General features: G+C 73.3%; 13 protein-coding genes and 1 pseudogene. 2 read left to right on the plus strand and 12 right to left on the minus strand.

Annotated elements, in window-relative coordinates:
• The 12 genes and pseudogenes from STRAU_RS28245 to STRAU_RS28300 all read right to left on the minus strand — a co-directional run.
• The coding region (locus STRAU_RS28245) for a DUF5107 domain-containing protein (RefSeq protein WP_037662461.1) at window positions 1–1,150 on the minus strand (1,150 nt) is incomplete at its 3' end.
• Between the two features lie 122 nt (window positions 1,151–1,272).
• On the minus strand, window positions 1,273–2,169 hold the full coding sequence (locus tag STRAU_RS28250; RefSeq protein WP_037662475.1) for an arginase family protein: 897 nt from the start codon (window positions 2,167–2,169) through the stop codon (window positions 1,273–1,275).
• A gap of 49 nt (window positions 2,170–2,218) precedes the next feature.
• A complete protein-coding gene (locus STRAU_RS28255; RefSeq protein WP_016643826.1) occupies window positions 2,219–2,803 on the minus strand; it encodes a GNAT family N-acetyltransferase in 585 nt (194 codons plus the stop codon).
• 20 nt (window positions 2,804–2,823) lie between these two features.
• Complete coding sequence (locus STRAU_RS28260) at window positions 2,824–3,075, minus strand: LapA family protein (protein ID WP_037662465.1); 252 nt, start codon at window positions 3,073–3,075, stop codon at window positions 2,824–2,826.
• 355 nt (window positions 3,076–3,430) lie between these two features.
• Window positions 3,431–4,396 (minus strand): S66 peptidase family protein, encoded by a 966-nt coding sequence (locus STRAU_RS28265; protein WP_106968076.1) that lies wholly within the window; start codon window positions 4,394–4,396, stop codon window positions 3,431–3,433.
• A complete protein-coding gene (locus STRAU_RS28270) occupies window positions 4,393–6,393 on the minus strand; it encodes a S9 family peptidase (RefSeq protein WP_016643829.1) in 2,001 nt (666 codons plus the stop codon). The genes STRAU_RS28265 and STRAU_RS28270 overlap by 4 nt, the downstream gene beginning before the upstream one ends.
• Window positions 6,394–6,409: 16 nt before the next feature.
• Complete coding sequence (locus STRAU_RS28275; protein WP_016643830.1) at window positions 6,410–7,735, minus strand: M20/M25/M40 family metallo-hydrolase; 1,326 nt, start codon at window positions 7,733–7,735, stop codon at window positions 6,410–6,412.
• Window positions 7,728–8,561: a M55 family metallopeptidase gene (locus STRAU_RS28280; RefSeq protein ID WP_016643831.1), complete on the minus strand. Its 834-nt coding sequence runs from the start codon at window positions 8,559–8,561 to the stop codon at window positions 7,728–7,730. Before STRAU_RS28280 ends, STRAU_RS28275 begins: the two co-directional genes overlap by 8 nt.
• A gap of 76 nt (window positions 8,562–8,637) precedes the next feature.
• Window positions 8,638–9,363: a class I SAM-dependent methyltransferase gene (locus tag STRAU_RS28285; RefSeq protein ID WP_037662468.1), complete on the minus strand. Its 726-nt coding sequence runs from the start codon at window positions 9,361–9,363 to the stop codon at window positions 8,638–8,640.
• A 158-nt stretch (window positions 9,364–9,521) separates the two neighbouring features.
• Window positions 9,522–11,903 (minus strand): SpoIIE family protein phosphatase, encoded by a 2,382-nt coding sequence (locus STRAU_RS28290; RefSeq protein ID WP_016643833.1) that lies wholly within the window; start codon window positions 11,901–11,903, stop codon window positions 9,522–9,524.
• Between the two features lie 223 nt (window positions 11,904–12,126).
• Window positions 12,127–14,567 (minus strand): annotated as a pseudogene (locus STRAU_RS28295) (MFS transporter).
• A gap of 231 nt (window positions 14,568–14,798) precedes the next feature.
• A complete protein-coding gene (locus STRAU_RS28300; protein ID WP_016643836.1) occupies window positions 14,799–15,242 on the minus strand; it encodes an SRPBCC family protein in 444 nt (147 codons plus the stop codon).
• A gap of 158 nt (window positions 15,243–15,400) precedes the next feature.
• On the opposite strand from STRAU_RS28300, the gene STRAU_RS28305 reads away from it, so the two are divergent.
• Both STRAU_RS28305 and STRAU_RS28310 read left to right on the plus strand, forming a co-directional pair.
• Window positions 15,401–16,435, plus strand: coding sequence for an Rv2578c family radical SAM protein (locus STRAU_RS28305; RefSeq protein WP_016643837.1), 1,035 nt, complete (start codon window positions 15,401–15,403; stop codon window positions 16,433–16,435).
• Window positions 16,436–16,601: 166 nt separating this feature from the next.
• Window positions 16,602–18,254 carry an alpha/beta hydrolase gene (locus STRAU_RS28310; protein WP_016643838.1) on the plus strand — a complete coding sequence of 551 codons (1,653 nt, stop codon included), beginning with the start codon at window positions 16,602–16,604 and terminating at the stop codon, window positions 18,252–18,254.
• The last annotated feature ends 2 nt before the right edge of the window (window positions 18,255–18,256 follow it).

Raw genomic sequence — 18,256 nt, forward strand, 5'->3', positions numbered from 1 at the left:
CCGACGCCGGCAGCGCCTCGGCGAGCCGCCCCGCCGCCTCGGCGCGCGCGGCCGCCCAGTCGCCGCCGTGCGCCACGTCCGGGTCCGTGACGAGCGGGCCGTACGACTCCAGCCACGCGAACTCGCTCTCCGGGTCGAGCCGTACGTGCTCCAGCTGGGTGCGCGCGAGCCCGGCCTGGATCTCGGCGTAGCCGCCCGTGCCGGGCTCGGTCAGCCACTCCTGCCAGCGCCGGCCGCCGGGGGCCGTCCCCCAGACGAAGAGTTTGCGGCCGCGCAGCGGCGCCGTCGATGTCTGCACGAGGCCGTGCCCGTCCGCGTCGACGGCCGCGATCCAGCGGCGCGCCCCGTCGGGCAGGTCGTAGAAGTAGTCGGCGGCGAACTCGCCGCGCAGCGGGTACGTGCGGTCGGCCCCGTCGTACTCGGGCACCGGCACCTTCCGCAGCGTACGCGCGTACCCGAAGTGCCATGCCTCGTCGGCCGGGACGAGCACCCGGCGCTCCTCCGGAACGGCGATGTTGGACCACCAGTAGACGGGCACCGGCTTCTCGTGCGGATTGCGTACGCGTACGCCGACATGCAGGAAGTCGGAGTCCTCCGGCAGCCACAGGTCGACCTGGAACGGGGTGTCGCGCAGCCGCTCCCACTCCCACAGGCGCACCATCTCGCCGCCGTCGGGCGCGGTCACGCGCGCCGCGTGCAGGGGTGCGCAGGACAGCGTGGTGTGGCCGGTGGCGCCGATGTTCCACTCGACGCCACCGGAGTACCAGGCGCCGTTGAGCGCGAAGTCGGCGGGCTGGAACACCGGGTTCCGGTAGAGCAGTTCGCGGTCCGTGGGCTTGTGGAAGAGGGAGTGGATCCGGCCGCCGAGGCCGGGCAGGACGGTGACCCGCAGCCGTTCGTTCTCGATGACGATCGTCTCGAAGACGGTCGGGGTGCGTGCGCGGCCGTAGCCGTCGCGGATGCGCGCGGGCAGCACCGACCGCAGCGGCTCGTACGCGAGCTGGCGCGCCATGTCGCGCGGCAGGCCCCGCAGGTCCCGGTCGTCGAGCCGGTGCGCCTCGTCGAGCGGCCGGAGCGGCGGCAGCGGGTTGTCCGGCCCCAACTCGGCCGCCGGCAGGGTCAGTACGTCGCGTCGCACGGTCGTCGCCAAGGCGTCCTCCTCGGTTCGGGTCCTCGGTCGGGCCCTCGGTTCGGGGACGCCGCGCACGCGCCGATGCACCCCCGATGACCATGGAACACGCTCGGCGCCGACCCGGCCAGGGCCTTTGTCGGTCAGGATTCCGTGAAGGCCGCCACAATCACGTCGGTGAGCACGTCGCCCGCGGTGCCGTCCGGGTCGAGGTCGGGGTCGTAGATGGTGACGTTGAGCCCGGCGCAGCGCGGCGAGCGCACCAGCGGGCGCAGCAGCGCGAGGAGTTCGTCGGGGTGCAGGCCGTCGGCGTCGGGGCTGTCGACGGCCGGCATCACGGCGGGGTCGAGCACGTCGGCGTCGAGGTGCACCCAGAAGCCGTCGAGGGCGGTGTTCTCCAGGCCGGTGACGGCCGAGCGGGCCACGTCCTCGGCGCCCCACTGGCGCAGCTCGCCGACCGTGACGGTCGGTATCCGCAGCTCGCCGAGCTCGGCCCGGTCCTCGTCCTCGTCCCGCATGCCGAAGAGCCGCACGTCCTCGTCGCGCAGATAGGGGCGCAGGCCCTCGATGTCGGTGAGGTCGCGCTGGCCGCGGCCGGTGGCGAGGGCCAGCTCCTCGCCGCCCGCGGCGCCGACGCGGTCCGAGTTGCCGGGGTGCCGGAAGTCCGCGGAGGCGTCGACGGCCGCGAGTCCGTACCGTCCGACGCGGCGCAGCGCCAGGGACGCGCCGAGCTGGATGGAACAGTCGCCGCCGAGGACGACGGGCAGGTCACCGGCGCGCACATGCCGCTCGATCCGGTCGGCGAGCTTCGGCGTGTAGGCGGCGATGGCGGCCGCGTTGAAGACGCCGTCGCCCTCCTGCCAGTCGCCGCGGTCGTAGCGCGGCGGCACCACGACGCCGCCCTCGAAGGCGTTCAGGCGCCGCACGATGCCGCGTTCGCGCAGTGCGCCCGCGAGCTTGTAGCAGCCGGGCACGGTGCCGGGGGCGGGCGGGCGCAGGCCCAGGTTGGAGGGGGCGTCGATGATCACGATGTTCCGCATGCCGCCATCCTGCGCGACGGCGGGCGGCTTGTTCAACGGCCGGTTCCGTTCAACGGCCCGGGCCTGCCAGCTTCCCCGCGCCCTCTCGCGCACGCGTCATCTCGGCGGTGAGGGCCCACCGTTGGTGGTCGCGCCAGCCGCCGTCGATGAAGAGGAAGTCGGGCGAGAAGCCTTCGAGGCGGAAGCCGGCGCGGCGGGCGAGCGCGATGGACGCGGTGTTGCCGGGCTGGACGTTGATCTCCAGGCGGTGCAGCCGCAGCTCCCCGAACGCGTACCGCACGACGAGCGCGAGGCCCTCGGTCATGAGTCCGCGCCCGGCGGCGTGCGCGAAGGCGCCGTAGCCGAGTGCCCCGCTGCGGAAGCCGCCCTCGACGATGTTGTTGATGTTGATGAAGCCCGCCAGGGCGCCGTCCGACCGCTCGTAGACGAGGAATCCGGCCTTGGCCGGGTCCTCGGTCAGCGTCCGCGCGTACACCGCGTACCTGTCGTCCGTGGTCGGCGGGAAGAGCCAGGGGCGGTGCAGCTCGCGGCTCTCCAGCGCCCGTGCGGTGAACTCGGCGGCGTCGGCCTGGGTGTAGCCGCGTATGCCCACGCGGGGGCCGACGGCCAGGGGGGTGTGGTGGGGGCGCAGCATCCGGCCACGCTACCCCGTGCTCACCTGCGCCGGCCGACGAAGAACGCCCCGCACAGGGCGCCGATGAGGCCCGTGCCGAGCAGCGCCATCCACAGCGGCATGGTGACTTCCGGGATCAGCAGCCGGATCTTGGTGTTGCGGGTGTTCTCGAAGATGAAGACGAGCGTGAGGAGGGCGATCACCGCGACGGCCACCCGGCCGGGCGTCATCAGCGCACCCACGCCGCCCTTCGAGGGGCTCTGCTGGCCGCCCGTGGAGCTCTTGGGGCTCATGTGTGGACCCTTCCGTTCCGTCCCGTTCCGTCGGTGGGTCGCCCGACCGGCAGACGACTCCCCCGGGTCCAGGATGGGCACCGGTGCGGGATCCCGCGCGGTGGGCGCCGCCCAGGAGTGGGGCGGGGTGGGCCATCCGGGTGAGGGGCGCGCCCGGCGGCACAGAGAAGCCCGCCCAGCGGCCACAGAGCCCGTCCGGCGTTTGAGGACGAGCCCGTCCGGCGTTTGAGGACGAGCCGCGGAGCGGCGAAAAGGGGGAAAGGGGCGCAGCCCCATCAGCTCCGGACGACCGCCGCGGGCACCGCGGGCACCGCGAGACCAGCCCGCCGGACGAACCGCGACCCCGCCCGGCGGGTCAACCCGCGCTCGCCGCCAGCGCGGGCGCGTCGAGCCGCAACGCCCCCGCGTCCGCGTCCAGTTCGCCCGGTATCCCGAACGGCACGGTCAGCGCGCCGTCGCAGTGGCCGAACCCGAACTCTTCCACGATCGGCACGCCGAGCCCGCCGAGACGGTCCAGCAGCACCGCGCGCACGGCGTCGTAGGGATCGCAGTCCTCCCAGGAGCCGAGCGCGACGCCCGCCACCCCGTCCAGCCACCCCGCCCGCAGGAGCTGTGTCAGGAAGCGGTCGAGCCGGTACGTCTCCTCCCCCGTGTCCTCCAGGAACAGCAGCCCGCCCCGGGCGGACGCCCGCGCCCCGGGCACTCCCACGTCCGCCGACAGCAGGGACAGGCAGCCGCCGAGGGTGACCCCGCGGGCCCGGCCGCCCACGAGCGCCCGCCCGGGCGAGGCGATGACCCGCACCGCCTCCGGCTCGAAGAGCGTCAGGCGCAACTGCTCCTGGGCCCGGGCGTTCTTGAGGAAGTCGGCCCCGGCAACCATCGGCCCGTGCAGCGTCACGAGCCCCAGGCGCCGCGCGAACGCCTCGTGCAGCGTGGTGATGTCGCTGAACCCGAGGAACACCTTGGGTCCCGCGGCCCGCATGGCGTCCCAGTCGAGGAGCTCCACCATCCGCGCGGCGCCATAGCCGCCGCGCGCGCAGAACACCGCCGACACGGACGGGTCGCACCAGGCCCGCTCCAGGTCCCGCGCGCGGTCCGCGTCCGCGCCGGCGAGGTAGTCGAACTCCCGGTGCCGGTCGAGCACATGGGGTGCGGCGACGGGGTCGAGGTCCCAGCCGCGCAGGACGTCGAGGCCCGCTTCGAGGCGCTCCTCGGGCACGGGTCCGCTGGGCGCGACGACCGCGACGCGTGACCCGGGCACCAGCCGCGGCGGCCGGACCAGCGGCGGGACGGAGTCGGGGGCAGCGGCGGGCCGGCTCACTTGGCCAGCTCCAGCGTCGGCGTGCCGCCCGCCGGTTCCAGCCGGAACACCTGCGCGTACAGGGACAGTTCGGCCTCGAGGACCCTGATCATCGTGTCCGCGCGCCGGAACCCGTGCCCCTCGCCCTCGAAGGCGATGTACGCGTGCGGCACCCCGCGCCGCTCCATCCGCTCCAGGAGGCGCTCGCACTGCGCGGGCGGACAGATCACGTCGTCGAGGCCCTGGAGCAGCAGGAACGGCGCGGTGATGCGCTCGGCGTGCCGCGCGGGCGACCGCTCCTCGTACCGGCCGGGCACCTCCGCGTAGGGCCCCACCAGCGTCTCCAGATAGCGCGACTCGAAGTCGTGGGTCTCCCCGTCCTGCCAGGAGCCGAGGTCGAGGACGGGGTAGAGGATCGTGCCGCAGGCGTACACATCCGTTGTGGTCAGTGAGGCCGCCGTGGTCCAGCCGCCCGCGCTGCCGCCGCGGATCGCGAGCCGCGCGCGGTCGGCGGTGCCCTCGTCGGCGAGCGCGAGCGCCACGGCCGCGCAGTCCTCGACGTCGACGACGCCCCACTGCTCCCGCAGCCGGTCGCGGTAGGCGCGGCCGTACCCCGTCGAGCCGCCGTAGTTGACCTCCGCGACGCCGATGCCGCGCGAGGTGAAGTAGGCGATCGCCAGGTCGAGGACGAGGGGGGCGCGGGAGGTGGGGCCGCCGTGCGCCCACACCACGTACGGCGGCAGTTCGTCGCCGGGGGCGATGTGGCCGGGGTGGTGCGGCGGATAGATGTGGGCGTGGATCTCGCGTCCGGCGGGGCCCAGGAAGGTGCGGATCTGGGGTTCCGGATAGTACGTGGGGTCCACCGGGTCGTCGTGCGCGGCTCCGATGACGCGGGCGCGGCCGGTGCGGGTGTCCAGCTCCACGACCTCGTAGGCGCTGCGGGGGCTGGCGGCGATGCCGGCGACGCGGGTGCCGCTGACGGCGAGGGACGCCGACCACTCCGACCAGGGGCCCGCGGCGTCGACGACCTCGCCGGTCTCCGGGTCGAGGATGCCGAGCGCGGTGGCGCCGGTGCCGTGCACGACGGCGATCAGACCGCTCTCCAGGGGCGCGAACCAGCTGAGGCCGAGCTGCCACAGGGGTCCGCCGAACTCCTCCTCTCGCGGGCAGAGCGCGACCGCCGCGCCGTCGGGCGCCGCCCGGTACAGATTCCACCAGCCGGTGCGGTCGCTCACGAACAGCAGCCGCCCGTCCGGCGCCCAGTCGGCCTGGACGATCGACTCCTCGGGTCCGCCCGCGAAGACGCGGGCACCGTCGAAGGTGCCGTCCGCGCGGACGTCGGCGACCATCAGCTCCGTGCCGTCCCACGGCATCCGCGGGTGGTCCCAGCCGAGCCAGGCGGTCTTCGCGCCGTCGGGCGAGAGCCGCGGTCCGGTGACGAAGCGGTGCCGCCCGTCGGACAACTCCCGCACGGCGGCGCGGTCCTCGGCGGCCGAGCCGTCGAGCGGCACCGCGGCCACCACACGCCGCACGTCCGTGGGCCCCTCGCCGGTGAACTCCTCCAGGACGCACCACACCTCGCCCCGGTCCAGGTGCACGCGCGGGTCCGCCCAGCGCAGCCCGCCGCCGACGCCGGACAGGGGCGTGAGCGGTCTGGGCTCGGCCTCGGGGACGTCCGGCTCGTACGCGTACAGCCGCTGGTCGGCGTAGTCCGCGAACACCAGGAGCGGCCCGCGCGGGTCACCGGGGCGCGCGGCCGCGGCCCAGGGCCGGCCGCCGTACTCGATGACGCGGTTGCGGACGTTCCAGGGCGCGGGCAGCACCGGCTCCTCGCGGCCGCCCGCGCGCCGCCGCACCAGGGCCCGCCGGCCGCCCTCGGTGGGGCGCGGCTCCGTCCACCACGCCTCGTCCCCCACGAAGCCGACGAACGCGGGGCTGCCGTCGTGCGCCGCGGCGAGCGCCGCGTCGATCGGGGACAGCCATGAGCCGTACGGCTTGGTCTGCGCCATGTCGTTCATCTCCCCCAAAGGTCGGTCAGGCCGTGCGCAGAAAGCGGTCGAGCACCCGGGTGCCGAAGTGCAGCGCCTCGACCGGCACCCGCTCGTCCACTCCGTGGAAGAGGGCCTGGTAGTCGAAGCCCTCGGGCGTCCGCAGCGGCGAGAAGCCGTAGCCGCGGATGCCGAGCCTCGAGAACTGCTTGGCGTCCGTTCCTCCCGACATGCAGTACGGAACGACGCGGCCCTCCGGCGCGAACTCCTGGACGGCCGCCCGCATCCTGGCGAACGTGGGCGTGTCCACCGGCGCCTGCAGCGCCACCTCCCGGTGGTGGAACTCCCAGTCGACGTCCGGTCCGGTGAGCCGGTCAAGGGTGGTGCGGAACTCTTCCTCGCCGCCGGGCAGATATCTGCCGTCCACATAGGCGGTGGCCTCGCCCGGGATCACATTGACCTTGTACCCGGACTGGAGCATGGTCGGGTTGGCGCTGTTGCGGACCGTGGGCTCGACCAGGGCGGCGGTGGGGCCGAGCTTCTCCATGAAGGCGTCGACGTCGAATCCGGGCGCGTCCGGGTCGGCCTCCAGGCCGTACAGCTCGGCGAGTTCGACGAGGGCCGCCCGCACCGTGGGGGTGAGCCGCACCGGCCAGTGGTGCTCCCCGATGCGGGTGACGGCCGCGGCGAGCCTGCTGACCGCGTTGTCGCGGTTCACCTTGGAGCCGTGGCCCGCCGTGCCGCGCGCGGTGAGCTTGAGCCAGCCGGTGCCGCGCTCGCCCGCCGCGATCGGATAGAGCTGGTTGCCCCGGCCGTCGTGGAAGGTGAACGCGCCGGATTCGCTGATGCCTTCCGTGCAGCCCTCGAACAGCGCCGCGTGCCGGTCGGCCAGGAACCCGGAGCCGTCCAGGGCGCTGGCCTCCTCGTCGGCGGTGAACGCGATCACGATGTCCCGGCGCGGCCGGACGCCCGCCCGCCGCCAGTTCCGGACGACCGCGAGGATCATCGCGTCCATGTTCTTCATGTCGATGGCGCCGCGCCCCCACACGACGCCGTCGCGGATCTCGCCGGAGAAGGGGTGCACCTGCCAGTCGGCCGCCTCGGCCGGGACGACGTCCAGATGGCCGTGGACCAGCAGGGCCTCCGCGCCGGGATCGGTGCCCTCGATGCGGGCGACGACGTTGGTGCGGCCCGGGCTGCGCTCCAGGAGGGTGGGCTCCAGGCCGGCGCCGGCGAGCTGTTCCGCGGCGTACTCGGCGGCGGGGCGCTCGCGGCAGTCGTCGTCGCCGCGGTTGGTGGTGTCGATGCGGATGAGTTCGGAGGTGAACCGGACGACCTCGTCCAGTGCTTGGGGGTCGACCTGGTCAGCCATACTGCTCCTCGACAGCGGCGGAGGCGATCGTGGTGACCGCCTTGAACGTGCGGATGCCTTCGTACATGGTGTCGCTCGTGTAGGCGACCTTCCGCTCCGCCACGCGCCGCACTCCCGGAACAACCGTCACCGCCATCGACAGGTGTTCCGCGTCGAACTCGACCTCCACGGTGAACGGGCCGCCGGCCACCGGATCGTGCCGGACGGCGAGGGCCGCGGCGGCCTTGGCGGCGGCCCGGATGTCGGCCGCGGTGCGGGCCGGTGTGCGGCACACCGCCGCGTACCGCGACACATGGTCCTTGACGGCCACCTTCAGCGCGCCCGGGGCATAGCCGAGGGCGTCCTCGCAGGCCAGGTCGTCGCCGGTGACGAGGACCACCGGGACGCCGTACTCCGCGACGACGTGGGAGTTCAGCAGGCCCTCGCTGGCGCGGGTGCCGTTGACCCACACGCCGGTGATCTGGTTGGCCAGATAGGTGTGCGCGAGGACTCCTTCCATGCCCGCGCCCGCGTGATAGCCGACGAAGGCGATGCCGTCCACGTCACCGTGCTGGACGCCTTCGATCATGGACAGGGACTTGTGCCTGCCGGTGAGCATCTCGGCCCGCTCGTCGAGCTGCTCGAGGAGCAGATTGCGCATGGTCCAGTGCGCCTCGTTGATGAGCACCTCGTCGGCCCCGCCGTCGAAGAAGCCGAGCACGGCGGCGTTCACGTCCGAGGTGAACAGTGACCGGCACCGCTCCCACTGCGGCGTGCCCGGCAGCACATCGGCGGGCCAGGTCACGCCCGTGGCGCCCTCCATGTCGGCGCTGATCAGGATCTTCATGCCTCGAAACCGTACGCGTTCGCGCCGACCCCGTGCCAGGGCTGTGGATAACTCTCACTGGCCTAGACCAGTCCCGTCACTCGGGACGCCCCACGACCAGCCAGTTCGACGGCAGTTCGATGCGGGTCCCGTCGGCGGTGTACTCGGTCGTGGCCAGCGGCAGCGTGCCGCTCGCCAGCACGTCCAGGCCCGCCGACCGGACGAATTCCGGCACGGCGGCGTCGGCCACCTCGCCCGGTGCGAGGCCGTGCGCGAAGACGGGGGCCAGCTTGGGCGGCGGACCGTCGGCGCCCTGCGCCAGGCCGCGCAGGACCGGCCCGGCCGCCTCGGCCGGCTCGACGACGAAGGCCCGCCCGCGCTCGCCGAGCAGCGCCGCGATGGAGTCGAGGAGCGGCTGCCGGTCCCCGGCCTCGCACTGGTGCAGCACCCCGCGCATGTACACGTTCACATCGCCGAGTTCCGCGTGGAGTTGCTCGGCCTCGCTCTTCTCGGCCGCGTCGAGCTGCCGGAACTCGGCCTGGCCCGCCGGGTCCGCGGCCCGGGCGTGGGCGAGGGCGGCGGCCGACACGTCGACGCCGAGGACGCGCGGGAAGCGGTCGGCGAGGAAGCGGGTCTGGGTGCCGTTGCCGCAGCCGAGGTCCACCAGGGCGAGGCCGGGCGCGGTCAAGTGCGGCTCGAACAGGGCCAGATGGAGGCCCGCGGTGAGAGCGGGCTCGGAGTCCCAGAACACGGCGCCCGGCTCCCGCGGTGCCTCGCTCCAGAAGCCCTCCCATGCCTCCTGGTACCGACTAGTGACGCCCATGCCAAGCTCCCCAGGGTGCGACCGGCGCCGCCGAAGCCGGCGACAAGATCGGTCTACCGCTCACGGGGGCGCCCGACAAGCCACACGCACGTACCTTCACGGCGCTTTCGATCCGTGTTCCCCCGGCGTGCGCCCGGACCGCCCCCCGTGGCGCGTGCCTACCGGGGCAGGGGCAGCTCGAACCACACGGTCTTGCCCGCGCTCGTCCGGCTCGTGCCCCACTCCGCGGCGAGGCTGGTGACGATGCGCAGGCCGCGCCCGAACTCGTCGCCGGGTCCGGCGCTGAGCAGCGTCGGCAGCGCCGCGTCGTCGTCCTCGACCTCGCACAGCAGCCGCCCGGAGCGGACCAGGCGCAGCCCGATGCGGCCGCCGCGCGCGTGGCGTACGGCGTTGGTGACGAGTTCGCTGACCAGGAGCACGGCGCTGTCCGTGACGGCGTCCAGGCCCCAGTCGCGCAGTTGGGACCGGACCAGGTCGCGGGCCCTGCTGACCTCACTGGGGTCCGGCGCGAGCCGCCAGTGGCCGACGTCCGCGGAGGACACGCCGTTCAGCCGGGCCATCAGCAGGGCGACGTCGTCCTTGCGGCCGCCGCGGCCCGCCTCCGAGAACGTCGCGGCGAGGGCACGGATGATCGTGTCGCAGGCGTCGTCCATGGAGGCGGCGGGGTGGGCCGCCGACTCGACGAGCGTGGCGAGGCCCACGCCGATGTCCTCGCCGCGCACCTCGACCAGACCGTCGGTGCACATCAGCAGGCGGTCGCCGGGCTCGACCCGCACCCGCACGGACTCGAACGGCACGCCGCCGACTCCTATGGGCGCCCCGGTGGGCAGGTCGAGCAGTTCGCTGCGGCCGTCCAGGGCGCGCACCAGGACCGGTGGGATGTGGCCCGCGTTGGCCAGGTGCAGTTCGCCTGCGATCGGGTCGTACACCGCGTACAAGCAGGTGGCCAGATAGTGCTCGCCGAGCCGCTGCGCGAGGTCGTCGAGGTTGCGCAGGAGCTGGGCGGGCGGCAGGTCGAGGGCGGCCATGGTCTGCACGGCCGTGCGCAACTGGCCCATCATCGCGGCCGAGTTCAGGCCGTGCCCCATGACGTCGCCGACGACCAGCGCGGTGCGCGCGCCCGGCAGTTTCACCGAGTCGAACCAGTCACCGCCGACCCGGCCGAGCAGGGTGCCGGGCAGATAGCGGGTCGCGATGTCGCAGCCGGACATGCGGGGCTGGATGTGCGGCAGCATGCTGTCCTGGAGGGTGTCGGCGACCGACTCCTGGTACGTGTACATGCGGGCGTTGTCCAGGACGAGGCCCGCGCGGGCGGCCAGTTCGGCTCCGGTGACGCGGTCCATGTCGTTGAAGACGGGCCGCTCCCGGTGGCGCAGCAGGATCATGAAGCCGAGGACGACATTGCGTGCCTTCAGGGGCACGACCAGCATCGAGCGGTGGTTGATCAGCGGCCGGATGTCGCGCTTCTCGAACTGTGAGGCGATGGCGTTGCCCATCTCCTCGGTGATGCGCGGTACGAGGACGGGCTCGCCCGACGTCATGCACTGGAAGAACGGGGTGTGCGCGGGGAACGGCATGGACTCGCCGACGGGCACGACGTCGTCCCAGCGGCCGGGCTCGTCCGTGTGCTCGACGGCGACGCGGTGCCACAGCGTGGTCTCGTCGGGCGCGCCTTCGGGGAAGCCCTCGCCCGCGACGACCTGTTCGCGCAGGTACGTGCCGGCGACGTCCGTGAAGCGCGGCACGACGGCCCTGCTGACCTCCTGGATGGTCCGGGACAGGTCGAGCGAGGACCCGATGCGCCCGCTCACTTCGTTGAGGAACTCCAGACGTTCGCGCACCGCCGCGTATTCGAGGTCCTCGGCGTCGTCCTCCGGGGCTCCGGGCGCGGGGGTGAGCCCGGCGGCGGCCGCCGCTTCGGCGCGCCGCCTGCGGGCCTGGCGCTCGGCGCGGCGGGGCACGCCCCAGTCGGGTGTGACGGGCACGCGGTCGTGCTGGCTGAACTCCAGGACCGGATAGCCCAGTTCGAGGACCTGGGCGACGATGCGGGCGCTCTCGCCGACGCTCATGCTCGGCAGGATCTCCGGGAGACGGCCGGCGAGCTCGTCCGCCCCGGGGAAGTCCGTGTGCAGCGCGAAGCCGGGCGCTATGCGCTCCACGTGATCCACCCGACCGCCGTCCGGGTCGCCGGAGGCGGCGAGACGGGCGGCGTCGGCGGCGAGCACGAGCAGCCGCTCCGGGCCGGGCCCGACGAGCGGGTAGGCCCACCACAGGACGTCGATGCGCTCCGGCGCGTGCGCCGAGACGGTCAGGCGGGCGCGGCCCGCCGCGGGGTAGGAGATGCCGCCGTCCAGGGAACTGCCGGGGTCGCCCGCCGGGCGGCCCACGGCCTCCTCCTTGGTGTGCCCGAACAGGCGCCGCGCGCCGGTGCTCCAGTGGGAGACCAGGCCGCCTGCGTCGACGACGACCACGGCAAGGGGCACGCGGCCGGACACACCGCCGTCCGCCACCGGCTCGCCGTCCGGGATCCCACGCTCCATGGCCTCGGCTCCTTCCCATGGCACGGCAAGATCTGCACCGCCCCAACCACCGTACGGCCGCCACGGGTTGCCGTGCGGCGCTATTTCGGAATTGGCCCGGCGGGGGGGCGCCTCCGGGGCGGATCCGGGCACCGACGGGGCTTCCGGGGCGGGTCCGGTCGGGGGCAGTCGGGGACAGTCGGGGTCAGTCCAGAGCAGTCGGGTTCAGACGGGATCAGTCGGGTCAGTCTTCGTGGCCCAGTTGCAGATCCCGCTCCGTCCGTCCGCCGCCCGCGACTTGGAGCACCGTGGCGACCGGCGGGTAGCCGGCCGCGATCACCGTGTACTCGCCGGAGGACAGGTCGACGAACCGGAAGGTGCCGTCGGCGCCCGTGGTCAGGGTGTCGACGACGTTGCCCGCGGCGTCGAGCAGGGTGACGCGCGCGTCCTCCACGGCCCGTCCGCCGCCGGCCCGCACGGTGCCGCGCAGCACCGCGCCCCCGGCGAGCTCGATGTCCTGGCGGGTCTCCCGGGCCGCCTGCACGCTGACGGGCAGGGCGGCGGGGCGGAACGCGGGCGCGCTGGCGGCGAGCGTGTACTCGCCCGCCACCAGCTCGGTGATGACGTAGCCGCCCTCGCGACCGCTGCGGGTGGAGGCGACGACCTCGCCGCGTACGTCGGTGAGGGTCACGGCGGCGTCCCGGACGGGCGCGCCGTCGGCGGTGAGCACGCTGCCGGCGAGGCGGCCCGCGCCGCCGAGGACCACGTCGAGCTCCACGGGGCGCTCGCCGACGGTGACGGTGACGGCCTGCGGCTGGTGGCCGCCCGCAGCGGCGATCAGGACGAACGATCCGGCACCGGGCGTGCCGAGCGCGTACCGCCCGTCGTCGCCGCTCGCGCCGCGCCCGATCTGCTGGCCGCCGGCCCGCGACGTCGATGAGGGTCAGGGCGGCGCGGGGCACCACGGTGCCGTCCGGGTGCTGCACGGTGCCGCAGACGGGCACTCCGGCGGCGTACGGAGTGCGCGCACCCGGGACGGCGGCCTGCTCGGCGAGGGGGGCGTGCGGGGTCTTCGAGGACACGGCGCTGGACAAGAGGGGGGTCTCCTTGAGGAAGAAGGCGAGCAGCAGGCCGAGGACGAGCACCGGGACCAGATAGAGGAAGATCCGCGGCATCGCGTCGGCGTACGCCTGGATGTAGCCCTCGCGCAGCGGGGCGGGCATCGCGTGGACGAGCTGGGGGGTGATCGACTCGGCGTCCGGCAGGTCGGCGCCCGCGGGCAGGCTGCCGGCGAGGGCGTCGGTGAGGCGGTCGGCGAAGAGGGTGCCGAAGACCGCGGCGCCGACGCTGCCGCCGATCTGCCGGAAGTAATTGTTGGCGCTCGTCGCGGTGCCGAGGTCGGCGGGCGGCACGGCGTTCTGCACGGCGAGGATCAGCACCGGCATGACCAGGCCGACGCCGGCGCCGAGGACGGCCATCCAGATGCTGTAGTGCAGCCGGGGCGTGTCCGCCTCGAGCCGGGAGAGCAGATACATGCCCACTACGGAGAGGGCGCCTCCGAGGATCGGATAGATCCGGTAGCGCCCGGTGTGGCTGATGAGTTGCCCGGCGATGATCGAGGCGCCGACGACGCCGCCCATCATCGGGAGCATCAGCAGCCCGGATTCCGTGGCGCTCGCGCCGTCGACCATCTGCAGGAAGGTCGGCAGGTAACTGGCCGCTCCGAAGAGGGCGACGCCGACGACGAGGCCCACTAGACCCGTGATGTTGAAGACCGAATCACGGAACAGGCGCAGCGGAATGATCGGTTCTGCCGCGAACCGCTCGGCGAGGAGGAAGAGCAGGGTCGACACACCCGCTCCGGCGGCGAGGCCCAGGATGACGCGTGAGCCCCAGGCGTACTCCGTGCCGCCCCAACTGGTCAGGAGCACCAGGCAGGTGGAGGCGGCGACGAGCAGCAGCGCGCCGAGCACGTCGAGCCGGCCCCGGGCCGCGGGCTTGGGGAGCTTCAGGACGAGGGAGACGACGAGGAGGGTGACCAGGCCGAACGGCACGTTGAAGTAGAAGCACCAGCGCCAGGAGACATGGTCGGTGAAGAAGCCGCCGAGCAGGGGGCCCGCGACGGAGGCCAGGCCGAAGGCGGCACCGATCATGCCCATGTAGCGGCCCCGCGCGCGGGGCGGCACGATGTCGGCCAATCAGGAGTCCGCCCGCGCCGACGCCCTGGAGGGCACGGAAGGCGATGAGCTGCTCCATGGTGCGTGACCAGCCGGCGAGCGCGGAGCCGATCACGAAGACGACGATGGCGAACTGGAAGACGCCCTTGCGCCCGAAGAGATCGCCGAGCTTGCCGTAGATGGGCAGGCCGACGGTGGAGGTCAGCAGGTACGCGGTGATCGCCCAGGACATCTTGTCCAGGCCGTGCAGCTCGCCGACGATCTTCGGCAGCGCGGTGGCGACGATCATCTGCTCGAGCGCGGCGAGCAGCAGGGCCAGCATCAGGCCGACGAAGACCATCCGGACCCGGGCGGGGCTGAGCCCGTGCGGGGGCGTCTGCGCGGCGTCCGGGGGCGGTGGCGGCTCCTGTGCCCCGGCCGGGCCCCCGGCGGCCGTGGCGGCCGCCGAGGGCTGCGCCACCGCTCGTTCGCCGTGCCCGGCGCCCTTCACCAGCGTCGTCCCGCCCACCTGCTGCTCCCCTCGTCGCGCCTGCGCCGCCCATTTCTCGCATTACGCGACAACTGGGAGCAAGCGCGACGAGTTGCCGCCGGGCGCGCACCGGCGCGCGTATGCGCCGGTGGGAGCCCTACGGCGTACAACCGGGCCGCCGGTGAAAACCACTCGAAACGGTGAGCGTGACAACAGCCCTGATGGGTTACGGGAGTTGGCGGGACGGGAGCCCCAACCGGCCGCGTGGGGCTACTTCTCGACCTCCGCGGCGAGCTTGCCGAGCACGGCGTCGTAGATCCGGGCGAGGCCCTTGGGCGCGAAGGTCTTCTCGAAGAAGCCGCCGATGCCGCCCGCGCCGTTCCACACCGTGGAGACGACGACGCGCGAGGCCCCCTCGCCCGCCGGAGTGACCCGCCAGGTGGTGACCATGGACGAGTTGCGGTCCTTCTCGACGAGTTCGCCGTCGGTGGGCTCGCTCACCTCGAGCAGGCAGTCGCGGATCCGCTTGCTGGTGGCCTGCAGCTTCCAGTGGACGAGGGTGCCCTCACCGTCGCCGCCCTCGCGCACCTCGTACTCACTGAAGTGCTCCGACAGGACCTTCGCGCGCGTGCCGTTGTAGTCGGCCAGCGCATCGAAGACGTCCTCCGGCTGCGCCGCGATGATTCGCTCCGTGACCGCCTCGACCTGCGCCATTGCACTTCCTCCAGCAGTTGGTGTCCCAGGGGTTGGACGGTCAGCCAACCACCCCGCGCACCGGCGCCCCAAATCGGGTCCGGAACACGTTCGCACGATCAAGGGAACATGTGTTCTATTCTGTGGCACGTGCTGGTCACTGCTACGGAGGAGGCGCCATGCGCTGGGAGAACTTGTCCGACGGCCCGCGAAGGGGCGCCGCGGACCCCGCGCTGTTCGGCGCGGACGCGGTGACGACACGGACCTTCGACACCCCCGAGTTCCGGGGGATCACCTTCCACGAGATCCGGGCCAGGTCGATCGTGAACCGGGTGCCGGGGGCGTCCCGCATGCCCTTCGAGTGGACGGTCAACCCCTACCGCGGCTGCACGCACGCGTGCGTGTACTGCTTCGCCCGCAAGACGCACAGCTATCTGGACCTGGACACCGGCCTCGGCTTCGACAGCCAGATCGTTGTGAAGGTCAACGCGCCCGAGCTGCTGCGCCGCAGGCTCGCCTCGCCGAGCTGGCACGGCGAGCACATCGCGATGGGCACGAACGTCGACTGCTACCAGCGCGCGGAGGGCCGGTACGCGCTGATGCCGGGCATCATCGAGGCGCTGCGCGACCGGGCCAACCCGTTCTCGATCCTCACCAAGGGGACGCTGATCCTGCGCGACCTGGACCTGCTGCGGCAGGCCGCCGCCGTCACGGACGTCGGCATCTCGGTGTCCGTGGGCTTCGTGGACGAGCAGCTCTGGCGCACGGTCGAGCCCGGCACACCCGCGCCCGGGCGGCGCCTGGAGGTCGTGCGCACCCTGAGCGGGCACGGCATCGGGTGCGGCGTCCTGATGGCCCCGGTGATCCCGTTCCTCGGCGACCATCCGGACCAGTTGCGGGCCACGGTGCGGGCGATCGCCGAGGCCGGGGCGACCTCGGTGACGCCGCTGGTGCTGCATCTGCGGCCGGGAGCGCGCGAGTGGTTCATGGCGTGGCTCGCGGAGCACCACCCCCATCTGGTGCGGCGCTACGAGCGGCTGTACGCGGAGGGGGCCTACGCCCCCAAGTGGTACCAGCGCCGGATCACCCGCCATGTGCACGACCTGGCCCGGGAGTTCGGCATCGGCCCCTCGCGCGCGGGCGCCGCGCGCCGCATCCCCGAGCCCCGGGAGACGACGCCCGCACCGGCCGCCACCCAGCTCACACTGCTCTGAGCCGCGGCCGGGCAGCGCCCTGACCTGCGCTGGGCCATCGCGGGATTCGTCATGCTCCTTTCAGGTCATTCCTTCACAGAACGCCTCCTTCCAGGCGGGCCTTCCGGGACGATTCCGCGGGGGTCGTGGGCCTCGCGGCCCCGAACCCTCCGCTCTGGGAGGCTCGATGAGAGCAACCGCCGTCTCACTGTGCGGCGTCGCCGCGCTGGTGACCGGTCTCGTCGCGGCGGCGCCGTCCGCCGCGGGCGCCGACGCGCGGTCCGCGCCGCGCACCGCGCACACCCCGCACCCCCTCTCGTGGAAGAAGTGCGCCACGAAGGACCACCCCAAGCTCCAGTGCGCGTCCCTGAAGGTCCCGCTCGACCACGACCACCCGCACGGCGAGAAGATCACCCTCGCGCTGTCGCGGATCCAGCACACCGCGAAGACCTACCAGGGGCCGCTCCTGGTGAACCCTGGCGGGCCCGGCGGCAGCGGCCTGAGCATGGCCGGGTTCGTCGCCAGGACGCTGCCGAAGAAGGTCGCCGCCGGCTACGACGTCATCGGCTTCGACCCGCGCGGCGTCGGACGCAGCAAGCCCGCGCTAACCTGCCGCCCCGGCCACTCCAAGCCGGTGCGGCCCGCCACGGTGCCGTACACGCACGCCCTGGAGAGGGCCAACCTCGACCGCGCGCGCGCCTTCGCGAAGGCGTGCGCCTCGAAGTACGCGCACGTCCTGCCGTTCATCGACACGGTGAGCGCGGCCAAGGACCTGGACGTGATCCGCGCGGCGCTCGGCGCCGAGAAGATCAACTACTTCGGGTACTCGTACGGCACCTACCTGGGCGCCGTGTACGCCAGGCTCTTCCCCGACCGGGTCCGCCGCATGGCCCTGGACTCCGTGGTCGACCCGCACAACGTCTGGTACGACGCCAACCTCGCCCAGGACTTCGCCTTCGACGCCCGGCACAAGGCGTTCCTGGCCTGGGTCGCCAAGCATCACAAGAAGTACCGGCTCGGCACGGACCCGGCGAAGGTCGAGGCCAAGTGGTACGCGATGCGCGCCGCCCTCGCCAAGAAGCCGGCCGGCAAGAAGGTCGGCGCGGCCGAGCTGGAGGACACCTTCGTGCCGGGCGGCTACTTCGACGGCTACTGGCCCCTCCTGGCGGAGGCGTTCGCGGCGTACGCGAACGGGAAGGACGGCAGGAGCGGGAAGGGCGGGAGGGACACAGCCCCGCTCGTCAAGGCGTACGAGAGGCTCGGCGCCGTGGACGCGGCCGGCGACAACAGCTACTCGGTGTACACCGCCGTGGGCTGCCGGGACGCGGGCTGGCCGCGGGACTGGGAGCAGTGGCGCCGCGACCACTGGCAGGTGCACGCGAAGGCGCCGTTCATGACCTGGAACAACGCCTGGTACAACGCTCCGTGCGCGTTCTGGCCGGTGCGGTCGCTGCACCCGGTGGACGTCACCAACACCTCGGTGCCGCCGGTGCTGCTGTTCCAGGCGACCGACGACGCGGCCACGCCGTACGAGGGCGCGATCACGATGCACCGCAAGCTGCGCGGTTCGAGCCTGGTGGTGGAGCAGGGCGGTGGCAACCACGGCATCACGCTGAGCGGGAACGCCTGCCTGGACCGGCATCTGGCGACGTACCTGACGAACGGCAAGGTGCCGCACAGCGGCGGTGAGGTCGACGCCGTGTGCAAGCCGCTGCCGCAGCCGAAGCCGAAGAGCTCGGCGCGCGGCTCGGCGGAACAGGGCGCGGCGGCGAGCGCGTCCGGGACCGGCGTTTCCGGGAGCGGCGCGGAACTGCACGGGCTGCTGGGCTCCCGGGGCTGAAC

The sequence above is a fragment of the Streptomyces aurantiacus JA 4570 genome (genome assembly GCF_000414115.1).
Lineage (GTDB): Bacteria > Actinomycetota > Actinomycetes > Streptomycetales > Streptomycetaceae > Streptomyces > Streptomyces aurantiacus_A.